Source organism: Streptomyces sp. NPDC021212 (assembly GCF_044332925.1).
In the GTDB taxonomy this organism is placed as follows: domain Bacteria; phylum Actinomycetota; class Actinomycetes; order Streptomycetales; family Streptomycetaceae; genus Streptomyces.
Genome location: NZ_JBIRPZ010000004.1, coordinates 670,054 through 684,437 on the forward strand (window position 1 = coordinate 670,054; position 14,384 = coordinate 684,437).

General features: G+C 74.2%; 7 protein-coding genes. 5 read left to right on the plus strand and 2 right to left on the minus strand.

Going from position 1 to position 14,384, the window contains the following annotated elements; translation table 11 throughout:
- Positions 1–539: 539 nt before the first annotated feature.
- On the plus strand, positions 540–2,627 hold the full coding sequence (locus ACH4SI_RS14610; protein WP_398296040.1) for an asparagine synthase-related protein: 2,088 nt from the start codon (positions 540–542) through the stop codon (positions 2,625–2,627).
- Positions 2,628–2,899: 272 nt separating this feature from the next.
- Positions 2,900–7,141 (plus strand): BTAD domain-containing putative transcriptional regulator, encoded by a 4,242-nt coding sequence (locus tag ACH4SI_RS14615; RefSeq protein ID WP_398296066.1) that lies wholly within the window; start codon positions 2,900–2,902, stop codon positions 7,139–7,141.
- Between the two features lie 198 nt (positions 7,142–7,339).
- On the opposite strand, the gene ACH4SI_RS14620 is transcribed toward ACH4SI_RS14615, so the two are convergent.
- Positions 7,340–8,164: a TetR/AcrR family transcriptional regulator gene (locus tag ACH4SI_RS14620; protein ID WP_398296041.1), complete on the minus strand. Its 825-nt coding sequence runs from the start codon at positions 8,162–8,164 to the stop codon at positions 7,340–7,342.
- A 306-nt stretch (positions 8,165–8,470) separates the two neighbouring features.
- Between ACH4SI_RS14620 and ACH4SI_RS14625 the strand changes: the two genes are divergently transcribed.
- On the plus strand, positions 8,471–9,841 hold the full coding sequence (locus tag ACH4SI_RS14625; RefSeq protein ID WP_398296042.1) for an NAD(P)/FAD-dependent oxidoreductase: 1,371 nt from the start codon (positions 8,471–8,473) through the stop codon (positions 9,839–9,841).
- 235 nt (positions 9,842–10,076) lie between these two features.
- Positions 10,077–12,035, plus strand: a complete 1,959-nt coding sequence (locus tag ACH4SI_RS14630) for a SpoIIE family protein phosphatase (RefSeq protein WP_398296043.1) — start codon at positions 10,077–10,079, stop codon at positions 12,033–12,035.
- Between the two features lie 43 nt (positions 12,036–12,078).
- On the opposite strand, the gene ACH4SI_RS14635 is transcribed toward ACH4SI_RS14630, so the two are convergent.
- Positions 12,079–13,416: an MFS transporter gene (locus tag ACH4SI_RS14635; protein WP_398296067.1), complete on the minus strand. Its 1,338-nt coding sequence runs from the start codon at positions 13,414–13,416 to the stop codon at positions 12,079–12,081.
- A 123-nt stretch (positions 13,417–13,539) separates the two neighbouring features.
- Here ACH4SI_RS14635 and ACH4SI_RS14640 point away from each other — a divergent pair, with 123 nt between their 5' ends.
- Complete coding sequence (locus tag ACH4SI_RS14640; RefSeq protein WP_398296044.1) at positions 13,540–14,091, plus strand: MarR family winged helix-turn-helix transcriptional regulator; 552 nt, start codon at positions 13,540–13,542, stop codon at positions 14,089–14,091.
- Positions 14,092–14,384: the final 293 nt, after the last annotated feature.

Sequence of the window (14,384 nt, forward strand, 5' to 3'; positions counted from 1 at the left end):
GAGCGAAGGCGAACGGCGCGCGGCGGTCCGGAGGATGGCGGGGCATCCGCAAGACCGCCGAGCGCGCCACGGCGAACTTGGCCGAATATCGCCTGTCGGTGCCGGGCTCCCGCGGCGGGCCGGGGAGGGGGAGGCCCGGCGCGGGAAGCCCTTTCCCCGTACGCGCGTTGGCGTTTCCCCCGCACGTACTCCGCACATCCTCCGCGCACGTGTCGGTGTCCTCCGCGCACGTGTCGGCGGCGCCTCGCACGCGCGTCGGCGTCCTTGCGCTGTTGTACGGCCCAGTCGTGGCAGCATGGGCCACGGCGGAACGGTGCGTCGTGACCGGTGACGGTTCCCTCCTGGGCTTTCTGTGAACGCCCGCCTGCGGGGGCCGCACGGTGTGATCAACTCCGGGGATTCCCGCGGTCATCTGCGGTCAAGGGAGATCCAAGAGATCCACGTAGTTGTCCGGTTCGATGTCGAAACGGTCAACATGCTGTGCATGATGGCACCTACTTCTTGGATGCCCTGGATGCCCACAGCCTGTGGAGGCGGCGATGCGGTGGTTGGTGGGGTGGAGCAGTACCGCATCCGGCCCGGTCCCCCCGGAAGGCCGTGCGATCCAGCCGGTCGGTGCCCAACTCCTGTGGTCCGACCCCGATCCGCTGTGGGCGGTCGGCGACTGGCGGCCCGACGAGGTGCGCGTCGTCCAGGCCGATCCCTTCACCCGGCTCGCCGTCTTCGGCTGCTGCGGCGCCACCGATGAGGAGCTGCGGGTCGGCCTGTTCGCCGCCCGCGGCGGCGCCCTGCGCCACCTCACCGCCTGGCCCGGCAGCTACACGGCCGTCGCCCAGGTCGGCCGCCGCATCACCATCGCCGGTGACCTGGCCGGCGCCCGGCCCGTCTTCCACACCGACTGGTCCGGCGGCACCGCGTACGCCACCGCCGCGCTCCCGCTCGCCGACCTCATCGAGGCGCAGCTCGACGTCAGCCACCTCGGCGCGCTGCTCGCCTGCCCCGACTCGCCGGAGGCCGTCGGCGACGGCACGCCCTACATGGGCGTCAGACGGGTGCCGCCGGGACATGCGCTCGTCCTGCGCGACGGCGCCCGCGACATCACCGGCTACGAGCCCACCGCCTCGCTCGCCGTCGCCGCGCCCCCGCTCGACCAGGACAAGGCCGTGGAGGGCGTACGGGACGCCCTGCTCGAAGCCGTACGCGCCCGCCTCACCGCACCCCGCCACGCCCCCGACACCGACGGCCTCGACCCCGGCCCCGTCCCCGGCATGGGCCCCGCCGAACGCCGGGCCGCCCGCGGCGCCCCGGCCCCCGGCATCGGCGCCGACCTGTCCGGAGGCAGCGCCTCCGCCACGCTCGCCCTGCTCGCCGCCGGGCTCCCCGGCATGCCCGGCACCCTCCTCGGCCACGGCACCGGGGCCGGGGAACGCCTGCTCGCCGTCACCTTCAACGACCTCGCCACCACCGGCGGCGCCCGCACCCGCGAAGCCGAACTGGAGCGCGCGGGCGCCATCGCCGCCAATCCCCGGCTGCACCACGTGGTCGTCGCCGGGGGCGAAGAAGCCCTCCCGTACGCCGCCCTCGACATCGGCGCCCTCACCGACGAACCCGGCCCCTCCCTCGTCATCGCCGAACGCCACCGGCGACGCCTCGCCGCGGGCAGCGCCGACCACTTCGTCGGCCACGGCGCCCGCCAGGTGCTCGACGCCCACCCGGCGCGCCTCGCCGACCTGCTGCTCGACCGCCGCAGGCGCCATCTGCTGCGCCCCGCCACCGCCCTCGCCAAGGCCGACGGGCCGAGCGCCCACTCCTTTTTCGTCCCCTTCACCGTCTACCGCGCCGCCCGCCGGCTGGCCCGCACCTCCTACCGGGACGGCGTCCAGGAGGCCGCCGCGTCCCTCCTGGAGCGCCGCTTCACCGACGACGGCGCGGGCGGCGGCGCCGGTGCCGTCTCCGCCTCCCTCGCCTCCCTGGCCTGGTGCCGGCCCGGCCCCGCCGCCCGCTGGCTCACCGGGGAGGCCCTCGCCGAGGTGTCCGTCCGCCTCGAGGAGGCGGCGCTACGGCCCGTCCTCCTGCGCCGCCCCGGCGAACGCCGCGCCGACGCCGCCCTCGCGCGCTACGCCGCCGACCACCGCGTCTTCGAGCAGGCCGCGGAGGTACGCAGCCAGCGCCTGCACGCGCCGTTCCTCGACAACCAGGTCGTACGGGCCTGCCGTGCGCTCCCCGAAGCCCTGCGCGTCCAGCCCGGAGCGCGCGCCTCCGTCCTGCGTACGGTCCTCGCCGGAGCGGGCATCCGCGACCTCCCCACCGGCTGGGGCGCCACGTCCCACGCCGCCCACGCGGCCTCCGTACGGGCCGGCATGCGCACCTGGCTCGGCGACCTCGTCGGCCTCTTCGACGCCCCGCTGCTGGCCGACGCCGGGCTGATCGAGGCCCGCGTCGTGCGGAAGGCGCTGCGCGCGGCGGCCGAGGGCGAGCGGCTTCCCCTGGACGGCCTGGCCGAACTGGTCTCCACCGAGGTCTGGCTACGCCGCCTCCTGGCCCGCCGCGGCACCTGCTGGACCGGCACGGCAGCCCCCCGCCAGCGCGCGGTGGCGGGCGGAGTGGTGCCCCGACCCAGCCTGTGACGGCCGGGGGTGTCTTGCCGATCAGGCCGGATCAGCGAGCGGCGTCTGGCGCAGGGGGCACCTCCCAGCGGTAGCTGGGGGAGCGACGAGCGCGGGGCCGCGGGGTGCCGCCCGCCGCGGCAGCGGCTGAGGTCACAGCGGCGTCGGGAGCCCGGCATGATCGGCCAGCCCCCCAACCTGCCGGGGTGCGGACCGCCGGGCAGTCGTCCGTGTGTGCGACCCGCTCGAGGTGGAACGTCCCCTTCCACGGCAAACCTAGGAGAATGACCGCCGTGCGGTATCTCATCCTCGGCACCACCGAAGCGCGCGACGAACACGGGAACCCGCTGCCCCTCGGCGGCCCCCGGATCCGCGCGCTGCTCGCCGCGCTCGCCCTGCGCGCGGCGCGTCCCGGGCCCATACCCGTCGACGTGCTCATCGACGAGGTGTGGGCCGCCGACCCGCCGCAGGACGCGCCCGCCGCGCTGCAGGCGCTGGTGGGCCGGTTGCGGCGGGCGGTCGGGCGGGAGGCCGTGGTCTCCTCGCCCGGCGGCTACCGCCTCGCGACCGCCGCGCCCCGGGACGACATCGACCTGCTGTGCTTCGAGCGGCTGGCCGCCGACGGCATGCGCTCCCTCGACGCCGGTGACCCGCACACGGCCGCCACCACGCTCCGGCGGGCGCTCGCGCTGTGGCGCGGACCGGCGCTCGCCGATCTGCCCGAGCGGGACGCGGCCGCCGCCCGCGCCGAGGCGCTGCGGCTGGCCGCGCTGCACTGCCGGATCGACGCCGACCTCGCCCGCGACCGCCCGGCGGACGTCGTTCCGGAGCTGCGCGAACTGGTCGCGGACCACCCGCTCGACGAAACGTTCCATGCGCAGCTGATCCGCGCCCTGCGGGCCGCCGGGCACTCGGCCGACGCCCTCGCCGCGTACGAAGCGGTCCGCACCCTCCTCGCCGACCGCCTCGGCACCGACCCGGGGACGGAGCTACGGGAGCTGCACCGGCAGCTGCTGTCGGGCGAGCCGGCGCCCCCGACCGTCCCCACGCCCCGGCCGGGCCCACCGCCCGCCGGGCGCGACGGCGACGACCACCGCGCGCCGGGCGGTGCCCGGGACCGTTACGCGGACCGCCGCCCGGACGACGACGGTGCCTTCGACGGCGACCGGTACCGCGCCTCGGGCGGTGACCGGGAGCGCGCCTCCGACGGCGATGGTGGCGGCGACCGTGCCTCGGGCCGGGGCCGCTACGGTGGCCGGGACGGTTACGCGGGCCGCGACCCGTACCGCGCCCTCGACGGCGGCGGCGACCGTGCCCCTGGCCGGGATCGCGGCCCGGACGACGACCGCGACTACCGCCTTGACGGCAACCGGGACCGTTACGCGGGTGGCGACCGGTACCACGGCCCCGAGGGCGACGGTGACAACGACGGCGACCGCGCGTCGGGCCGGAATCGCGACCGCGACCGCCACGTAGACCGCGACGGTGGCCGGGACCGCCGCCCGGACGGCGACCGGTACCCGGTCTCGGGTGGTGACCGGGGCCGCTACGCGGACCGCGCCTTCGACGGCGACGGCGCCTCGGGTCGGGCTCGCGACCGCGACGGCTCCCCGGGCCGCGACCGCGACGGTGACCGTGCCCCGAGCCGGGGCCACGGCCGGGACCCCCGCCCGGACGGCGACCGGTACCGCGACGGCGACGGCAGCGCGGCCCCGGGCAGCGACCGCGCCCCGGGCGGTGACCGGGACCGTTACGCGGATGGCGACCGCGACGGTGGCCGGGGCCGCCGCCCGGGCCCCGACCGCGACCCGGCCCCGCCGCCGCCCGGCAACCTCCGGGCCCGCCTCACCAGCTTCGTCGGCCGGCAGAGCGATATCGGCGCCCTCCGCAGGGACCTGGACGGCTCCCGGCTGGTCACGCTCACCGGACCAGGTGGTTCCGGCAAGACGCGGCTGTCCGAGGAGGCCGCCGCGACCGTGACGGCCGCCTATCCGGACGGCATCTGGGTGGTCGAACTCGCCTCGCTGGACGACGCCTCCGCCGTCCCCGGCGCCGCCCTGAGCGCCGTCGGCCGCCGCGAGACGACGCTGCTCGCCTCCGGGATCGAGGGCCGGACCGGCGGGTCGGACCCCGTCGACCCGGCCACCCGCCTCGTCGAGTACTGCGCCGACCGCCGCCTGCTGCTCCTGCTCGACAACTGCGAGCACGTCATCGACACCGTCGCCCGGCTCACCGAGGCGCTGCTGGCGCGCTGTCCGGGCGTGACCGTGCTGGCCACCAGCCGGGAGCCGCTGGGGGTGCCCGGCGAGACCATACGGCCCGTGGAGCCGCTGCCGCCCGTCCCCGCCCACCAGCTGTTCGCCGAGCGCGCCGCGACCGTACGGCCCGGCTTCGACCCGGCCGGGGACCCGGACACGGCGGCGGCGGTCGCCGAGATCTGCCGCCGCCTCGACGGACTGCCGCTGGCGATCGAGCTGGCCGCGGCCCGGCTGCGGCTGCTGACCCCACGGCAGATCGCCGACCGTCTCGACGACCGGTTCCACCTGCTGACCAACGGCAGCAGGACCGCCCTGCCGCGCCAGCAGACCCTGCGGGCCGTGGTCGACTGGTCCTGGGACCTGCTGGACGAGCGGGAACGCACCGTGCTGCGCCGGGCGTCGGTCTTCGCGGGCGGATGGAGCCTGGCCGCGGCGGAGGCGGTCTGTGCGGACGCGCCGGGGCGTGAGGCCATACGCGCCGGGGCATGCGCCCCGACGCACACCCCCGCACACGGCAGCGAGCCCATCGCGCCCCCGGATGTGCTCGACCTGCTGGGAGCGCTGGTCGACAAGTCGCTCCTGGCCGTCGACCACCCGCCGGGCGTCCGGTCCGCTGCGGAACCAGCCGAGACGGCAGATGGACCGGCGGGCGAGGCCCGCTACCGCATGCTGGAGACGATCCACGAGTACGTCGGCGAGCGCGCCACCGAGGACGGTGCCGCCCAGGCCGACCACGCCGCCGCCACGGCCCGGCACATCGCCCACTTCCGGGACTTCACCCGCGCCGCCGAGCCCCGGCTGCGCTCCGCCGAACAGCTGCCCTGGCTGCGCCGCGTCGAGACGGACCTCGACAACATCCGGGCCGCCCTGCACCGCTCCCTGACCGCCCGCGACGAGGACACCTCGTTCGCGATCACCCTCGCGATGGGCTGGTTCTGGTGGCTGCGCAACTACCGCGACGAGGGCGCCGCCTGGGCCCACCGGGCCCTGGCCCTCGACAGCGGCCCGGACGACGAACCGGATGGCGAACGGGCCAACGAACCGGACGGCGGCCGGTCGGTGGACATCCCGCCCCCGACTGCCCCCGGCGGCACCGACGGGGACGACCCCGCCGCCACCCGCTACTGGCAGGCCATGGACCTGAGGCTGCTGGAGTTCTTCATGCTCGCCGACACCGGCCACAGCCCGGACGTGAAGGACCCCAAGACGAGGCTGATCGCCCGTCGCATCCGTGACGCCTACAGCAACCACCCGGGCCCGCGCAGCGCCCGCTTCCCCGGTCTGCTGTGGCCGTTCGCCGGATACATCCTCGACGGCCCCACCGCGGTGCTCCCGCTGATGGGCAAGGCGGCGGCCAACTGCCGCGAGTACGGCGACGACTGGTCGCACGGCGTCGCGCTCATGTTCCGCATGCATCTCGCCATCGACAGTTCGAGCGGTATCGAGCGCGCCGAGGCCGACCACGCCGAACTGCGCGAGCTGAGCGCACGCGTCGGCGACCGCTGGATGCTCGCCCAGGTGGAGAGCGCCGGGGGCGAGATGGCCACGCTGCGCGGCCGGCTCACCGAGGCGCGGGCCGCGTTCGAGGAGGCGCGGCGGCTGGCCCGGGAGATCGGCGCGCACACCGAGGTGCCGTTCCTCATCACCCGGCTGGCCGACCTCGCCCTCAACTCCGGTGACATCGAGGGCGCGGTGAAGCTGCTGGACGACTCCGAGCGGGAGGCCGAGCGCTGGGGCGTCCTGGACGTCCAGGGCTTCAACCGACTGCTGTTCGGCCACATCGAGCTGCTGCGGGGCGATCCGGCCAAGGCGCGGGCGTGGTGCGAGGACGCCCGGCGGCGGGCGGTGAAGGCGACGCCGCCGCCGCTGTTCTGGGTCGTGTTCCAGGGGCTGGAGGGACGGGTCACCGCCGAGGAAGGCGATCTGTGGGGCGGACTGCGCACGCTGCGCGACACGCTGCGCAAGGGCGTCGAGGTGGGCTGTACGGAGGCGCTGCTCGCCCAGCAGGCGGAGTGCGCCGCGCACATTCTGGCGCGGCACGGACACGAACGGCCCGCCGCCCGGCTGCTGGGAGCGGCCGACGGCTGGCGCGCGCGGCTGCCGCGCACCCCGCTGGCGCTCTCGGAGATCGAGGAGACCGAGGCGCGGGTGGGCGCGGCGCTGGGATCCGCTGTGGCCGGGAAACTGCGCGACGAGGCCACGGCCCTGACCGCCGAGGAGGCCATCGCCCTGTTCGACGAGGTCCTGGCCTCGTCCGGAGCCGATACCGCCCACTGACCCGGGCACCCGGAGGTGCCCCGGGGCGCCCCGAACAAGGTGCGCATACGTTCGCCCGCACGGGGAAGACGCGCAGCACGGACCCGAAACGCCGTTCGCCGGGCACAAACGCACCCGGCGAACGGATCGATCAGGAAGGCTCAGGAAGCGCCCAAGAGGTGGCTCTCCCCCCGGCCACCCCAACGGCTACCCCACCAGTCACCCCACCGGCCGCGACCGCAGCCCGTCCAGCAGGATGTCCAGCAGCCGGGCCGACGCCGCGGCCTGCTGCGCCGCGTCCGGCAGCGACGGCGCGGCCGTGGCGATCACCAACAGCACATCGGCGACCGTCACGTCCGGGCGCAGCTCACCCGCTGCCCGCGCCCGCTCCACGAGTTGCCCGACGACCTGGAGCAGCGCTGCCGCGCCCGCGTCGTCCGGCTCGCCCTGCGGCAGGCCCGGCTCTTCGACCAGCCGCAGCTCCGGCTGCGCCGCACCGGCCGACGGCACCACGGCCGACTGCACCGCGGCCGACACCGTGGGCGGCACGGCCGATGGCACCGCCGACGGCATCGCCGCCGACTGTGCCGGGCCGGCTAACGCCGCCATCTGCCGCTGCTGCGGAACCCTGATATCCGTCTCCGCGTCGACCCCGACCCGCAGCACCTGCGGCGGCAGCAGCCGGCCCGCGCCGGACGCCACCGAGGTGCGCAGGAACCGGGCCAGCGCGGACCACGGCTCGTTCTCCTGCCCCAGCGCCGCCCGTGCCTGATCGGTGAGCCTCGCCGTCTCCTCCTCCGCTATGCGGCGGACGAGGACGTCCTTGCTGGGGAACCGCCGGTAGACGGTGCCCACGCCGACCCGCGCCCGCCGCGCGACGTCCTCCATCGGAGCCCCGTATCCCAGCTCACCGAAGACTTCGCGCGCCGCCCGCAGGACGTGTTCCAGATTGCGCTGCGCGTCCACGCGCAGCGGAGTGCTCCGGCCGCCGTTTCCGTCCGAGGACGCGACGGCTGCGGACCATGACGAACCCTGAAGGTGCATAAGTGATCCCCCGGTAATGACGTCTCCCCCCGGAGACTCCCCGCCCTGTCTGCCGGGGCAGTGACAACCCCGACGCAGTACGAACATAGTTGAGCCCAGGTCAAGAATGAAGAGGGTAGGTCGGGACAGACCGTCCCCCAACCGGACCACCGGGCCACCTTACGGCGCTTCCCGGGCCGCCCAGACCCCCGTGACCATGGCCTGACCTGCGTACATTCCCCACTGTGCACCATGCCCCGGCTCCGGGGCCCCTCCGAACCTCCGGTCACACAATTGGTCGGGGCTGTGGACAAACCACGGTCGTGCATGCCTCATGGGAGGGTGAAGGAACCAGCGCGCATTCTCGTTGTCGGCGGCGGTTACGTCGGGATGTACACCGCGCTGCGCCTCCAGCGGAAGCTCAAGCAGGAGCTGAGGCGCGGCGCCGTACAGGTCATCGTGGTCGACCCCGAGCCGTACATGACCTATCAGCCCTTCCTGCCGGAGGCGGCGGCCGGGTCGATCTCACCCCGTCACGTCGTGGTGCCGCTGCGCCGTGTCCTGGGCGACTGCCAGGTCATCATCGGCGAGGCGACCGCGATCCATCACGGCAAACGCACCGCGACCATCAGAACCCTCGCCACCGAGGAGGAGGGCACCGGCTCGATCGAGGTCCACTACGACGAGCTGGTGCTGGCGCCCGGATCCGTCTCCCGCACCCTCCCGGTCCCCGGCCTCGCCGAGACCGGCATCGGCTTCAAGACCGTCGAAGAGGCCATCGGGCTGCGCAACCACGTCCTCGAACAGCTCGACATCGCGTCCTCCACCCGCGACCCCGACGTCCGCGACGCCGCGCTGACCTTCGTATTCGTCGGCGGCGGGTACGCGGGTGTCGAGGCGCTCGGCGAACTGGAGGACATGGCCCGGTACGCCGTCCGCTACTACCACAACATCGAGCCCGAGGACCTGAGGTGGATCCTCGTCGAGGCCACCAACCGGATCCTCCCGGAGGTCGGCGAGGAGATGGGCACGTACGCGGTCCGTGAGCTGCGCAGCCGCAACATCGACGTACGGCTGGAAACCCGCCTCGACTCCTGTCAGGACCGGGTCGCCGTACTGAGTGACGGCTCGCGCTTCCCCACCCGCACCCTCGTGTGGACCGCGGGCGTCAAACCGGCGCCCATCCTCGCCTCCATCGACCTCCCGCTGAACGCCCGCGGCCGCCTCGACTGCACCGCGGCGCTGCAGGTGGAGGGCGTGGAGCACGCCTGGGCCGCCGGGGACGCCGCGTCCGTGCCGGACCGTACGTCGGACGAGCCCGGCGCCGTGTGCGCCCCCAACGCGCAGCACGCCGTCCGCCAGGCCAAGGTCCTCGCCGAGAACCTGCTCGCCTCGCTCGACGGCCGGCCCCTCACGGACTACGAGCACAAGTACGTCGGCTCGGTGGCCTCCCTCGGCCTCCATCGCGGCGTCGCGCACCTCTACGGCCGCAAGCTGAAGGGCTATCCGGCCTGGTTCATGCACCGCGTCTATCACCTCAGCCGGGTGCCGACCTTCAACCGCAAGGCGCGAGTGCTGGCCGAATGGATCCTGTCCGGGCTGTTCAAGCGGGAGATCGTCTCGCTCGGATCGCTGGAGAACCCGCGCGCCGAGTTCAAGCTCGCCGCGGATACCGGACGCCATCCCGAAGCCAGTTGACCCCGCCGGGGCGGAGCCGGGAACTCCCCTCCCACGAACGGCGTCTCACGGATGTCAGTCCGGTCGGTCACACTGGACGTGTGACCATGGGTGGGCTCGTATCTGCAAAGAGTGACAATCGCGAGGATTCGGAAGTTTGCCGCATTCCCCCGGGGGCCGTCCCCCGCACCCGCATCCCTCTTCCCGATCCCGCGTCGGCGCGCTGCTCAGCCACCACCCCACGAGGTAACCCGCAGTGAACTTCACGCGCTGGAGCGCCCGGCTCCCCCGAACGCAGCGACGCACCGCCGCGCGGTCCGACCGTGCCGCGCGGCGTCCGCAGCCCGCAGCGGGCGGCGGCTCCGTCCCGGCCGCCCGCGGTGAGCGTGCCGGCCCCTCCGCCGACGGCGAGCCGCCGCGGCCGGGAGCGGCCGTCGCCGACCCCGACATCCCGCCGCCCGCCGCCGTCCCGACCCTCGACGGGCTGTCCGTCCACGACGTCCTCGGCCAGGTCCCGGCCCTGGTCGCGGTGGTGTACGGCCCCGAGCACCGCATCGCCTACGTCAACGACGCCTACGCCGACCTGTTCGGCCACCGGACCCGCGGCGTCCCCGCCGGCCGGGCCCTGCCCGAGCTGCGGGAGCTGGGTCTGCTGCCGCTCATGGACCAGGTCCTGCGCAGCGGCACGCCCCGTACGGTCAAGGCGCGGCGCGTCCCCGCGGCACCCGAGCCCGGGACGGGGGCCGTGAACGCGCTCGGCACCGAATCCGAGCCGGAGGCGGCGGCCGCAGGCCGGTCGCGGCACGGGTACTACACCTTCACCTGCTCGCCCATCGAGATGGCCGCACCGGCGCCCGAGCCGGCCCGCGTGCCCGACCCCGTGCCGGCGCCCGCCCACGACGGGGCCGTCCCCGACGCGACGGTCCCCGCCCCGGCAGCCCCCGTCACGGCCGCGCAGACCACCGCGACCGGCACCCTGACCGACACCGAGGCCGCCGCCGAAGTCGCCGAACCGGTGCGCGGCGTCCTCGTCTTCGGCGCCGACGTCACCGACCAGGTCGAGTCCGCCGAGCGGCTGCGCGCCAGCGAGCGGCTGCAGCGCGAGGCCGCCGTCACCCTCCAGCGCAGCCTCCTCCCGCAGGAGCTCGAACAACCCGACGACCTGCGGGTCGCCGCCACCTACCAGCCCGGCGGCAAGGACGCGGCGGTCGGCGGCGACTGGTACGACGTCATCACCCTCGGCGGCGGCCGCACCGCCCTCGTCATCGGCGACGTCATGGGGCGCGGCGTCCGCGCCGCCGCCGTCATGGGCCAGCTGCGCACCGCCGTCCGCGCCTACGCCCGCCTCGACCTGCCCCCGCACGAGGTGCTCCAGCTCCTCGACGGACTGGCCGCCGAGATCGACGCCAACCAGATCGCCACCTGCGTCTACGCCGTCCACGACCCGAACGAGAGCCGTCTCGTCTACGCCTCAGCGGGCCATCTGCCGATCCTGGTCCGCGACCCGGACGGCACCGTGCGCCGCGCCGCCGAACCCACCGGCCCGCCGCTGGGCACCGGGGGCTGGCTGCACACTTCCGGCTCCGTCCCGCTGGGCCCCGGCTCCAGCGCCGTCCTCTACACCGACGGCCTGGTGGAGCGGCGCGACAAGGACATCTACGACGGCGTCGCCGCCCTGGAGCGCGTCTTCGCGGGCGCGTCCGGCACGCCCCAGGTCATGTGCGACCGCCTCATCCGGGCGCTCGGCATCACCGCCGCGCACGACGACGACGTCGCCGTCCTGGTCCTCCAGCACCCCGCGCGCACCGGCCATGACGCGGAGCTGTTCCACAACGCCGCCCTCGACCTCCTCGGCGGCGTGGAAGCGGCCCCGCGCGCTCGGGCCTTCGCCTCCGGCGTCCTCGCCAGCTGGCGCTTCCCCATGGAACTGCGCGACCTGGGCGTCCTCGCCGCCAGCGAGCTGGTCGCCAACTCCCTCCAGCACGGCACGCCCCCGATGCGGCTGCGGCTGCGCCGCACCGACCGGCGCCTGATCATCGAGGTGACCGACGGCGACGAGCATCTGCCGCGCCGCCGCCGGGCCGAACCGGTCGACGAGGCCGGGCGCGGCATCTCGATCGTCGCGACCATCGCCTCCTCCTGGGGCTCACGCCGCACACCGGGCGGCGGAAAGGCGGTGTGGTGCGAATTCGCCCTCCCCGCCGGAGACCCATAAGACCTCCGGCGGGAAGGGCGGGGCGGACCAGGGGCGGCGGCCGTCAGGCCGCCGTGGTCACCTGAGCGGACGACTCTGTAGCGGACGCCTCCGCGGCGGACGCTTCCGAACGCGGCGCGGGCACCGAGGCACCGGCGGTCCCGCGCAGCGGATTGTCCTGCCGCGCCGACAGCCGCCCGCCCAACCGCAGCGCGAGCACCGATATGCCCAGCGAGCACACGATCAGGGCCGCGATGTACGCCCCGTACAGACCGGCTCCCGCCATCAGCCCGCCGACCGCCGGGCCTACCGCCAGCGCCAACTGCTTCACCAGGGAGAACGCCGCGTTGTACTGCCCCAGCAGGGACGACGGCGCCAGATCGGCCACCAGCGGCGCGACGGTCGGCGACAGCATCGCCTCACCGAGACCGAAGAGCGCGTACGCCGAGATGATCGCGGCCGTGCCCATGACCTGGCTGCCCGGCACCAGCCCGGCCGTCCCGGCCACCGCCCACGCGACCGTCCACACCAGCCCGACCAGCGCGATCACCCGGCTGCGCCGCCGCCGTTCGACCAGCTTGAGCACCACGAACTGCGCCAGCACGATCGCCGCCGTGTTCGCCGCCAGCGCGACGCCCAGCATCGCGGGCGACACCTGCGCGACGTCCACGGCGAACGCCGAAAGACCGGACTCGAACTGCCCGTAGCAGGCGAAGAACAGCACGAAGCCCAGCACACACAGCTGCACCATGGCCCGGTGCCCCAGCAGGGCACGCCAGCCGCCCGTCCCGCCGGCGGACGGATCCGTCGGCACAGCACCGTCGAGCGTCGGCCCCTTCGGCAGCCGTACGGTCGCCACCGCGGCACCCAGCACCAGGAACATCACCGCGTCGATCGCGAAGAGCCGCACGAAGCCCGCCGGGGACGAGGTGTCCACCAGCAGCCCACCGAGCAGCCCGCCGACGCCCAGCCCCAGATTGCTGAGGAAGAACTGCATCGCGAAGGCGCGCGACCGGGTCGTGGGCGTCGAGCACCACACGATCAGCGTCGCCAGCGCGGGCTGGATCACCGCCATGCCCGCACCGAGCACCCCGGCCGCGGCGAGGACCAGCGGCACGCTCGCCGCCAGCCCGAGCCCCAGCGATCCCACGGCGGAGGCGAGCGCACCCACGACGGCAACGGACAGCGGCCCCCGCCGGTCGATCACCCGACCGGTGAAGGGCAGGACGACAAGCGCGGCCACCGCGAACATCGCGAGCACCAGGCCCGCCGTATCCGCACCGAGATCCCGTACCTGCGCCACATAGACGAACAGGAATGGGACCGTGAAGCCGTTGCCGAACGCGCTCAGCGCGTTGCCCAGTTGGATCCGGCGCAGAGCTGCGCCCATCGCGGTGGTCACACTCACCTACCTAGGTCGAGAAGGCCGTAGTCGAAGCGTCAACACTTCGAAGCTAAATTTTAACGCTTAAGAGTACACGACGAAGGAGTTCAGTGGGAACGAGTTACGTGTCATACTCCGCCCATGGCTGAGACCCCCGACCCGGACGACCTGCTGACCCTCGAGGAGCAGATCGCGGTCTACCAGCGCGAGTTCCAGGACCTGGACCCGCAGGTGGAGCAGGTCGTGAACGCGCTGAGCCGGCTCACCCGACGAATGAACGTCGCGTACAGCAGGCAGTCCTCGACCCTCGGCATCAGCAACGTCGAGTTCGAGGTCCTGAAGGCCCTCGTCCTGTCCGGCTCCCCGTACCGGCTGGGCCCCGGCGACCTGGCCAAGCGGCTCGGCCTCACCCCGGCCGCCATGACCCACCGCATCGACCGCCTGGTGAACGAGGGGCTCGTCACCCGGGAGCGTGATGAGAACAACCGCGTGCGCGTCATCGTGGAGCTGACGACCGGCGGACGCGAGAAGTGGCTGGAGGCGATGCGCCGGGCATCCGTCTTCGAGGAAGACCTGCTCCAGGACCTGTCCTCCGAGGAGCGCGGCGCCCTCGGCGAGCTGCTCACCCGCGTCCTGCGCCGGGTGGAGGAGACCCAACCGGACGCCGACGGACGGCTGAACGACCTCGGTTGAGGCATTCGGCCGACACGGGTTGACACCGATCAGACCGATCCGTAATGTTCCCCGAGCTGCCACAGAGCCGTAACGGTTCGTCGGTACGCACTCGAGCCGCACCGGCGGCAAACCACTCTGCACGGCCTCCCATCGGGAACGACTTCGGCATGCCGAATTCCGGACCGAAAAGCTCGATTATGAGCTTCCCGGGGAATCCGCTAAAGTGGTGGACACGCCGGAAGGCGCGAAACACCCCGCTCCAACAGGGGGCCGGAAACGGAATTCGGACCGGAAACGGAACGGAAAACGGA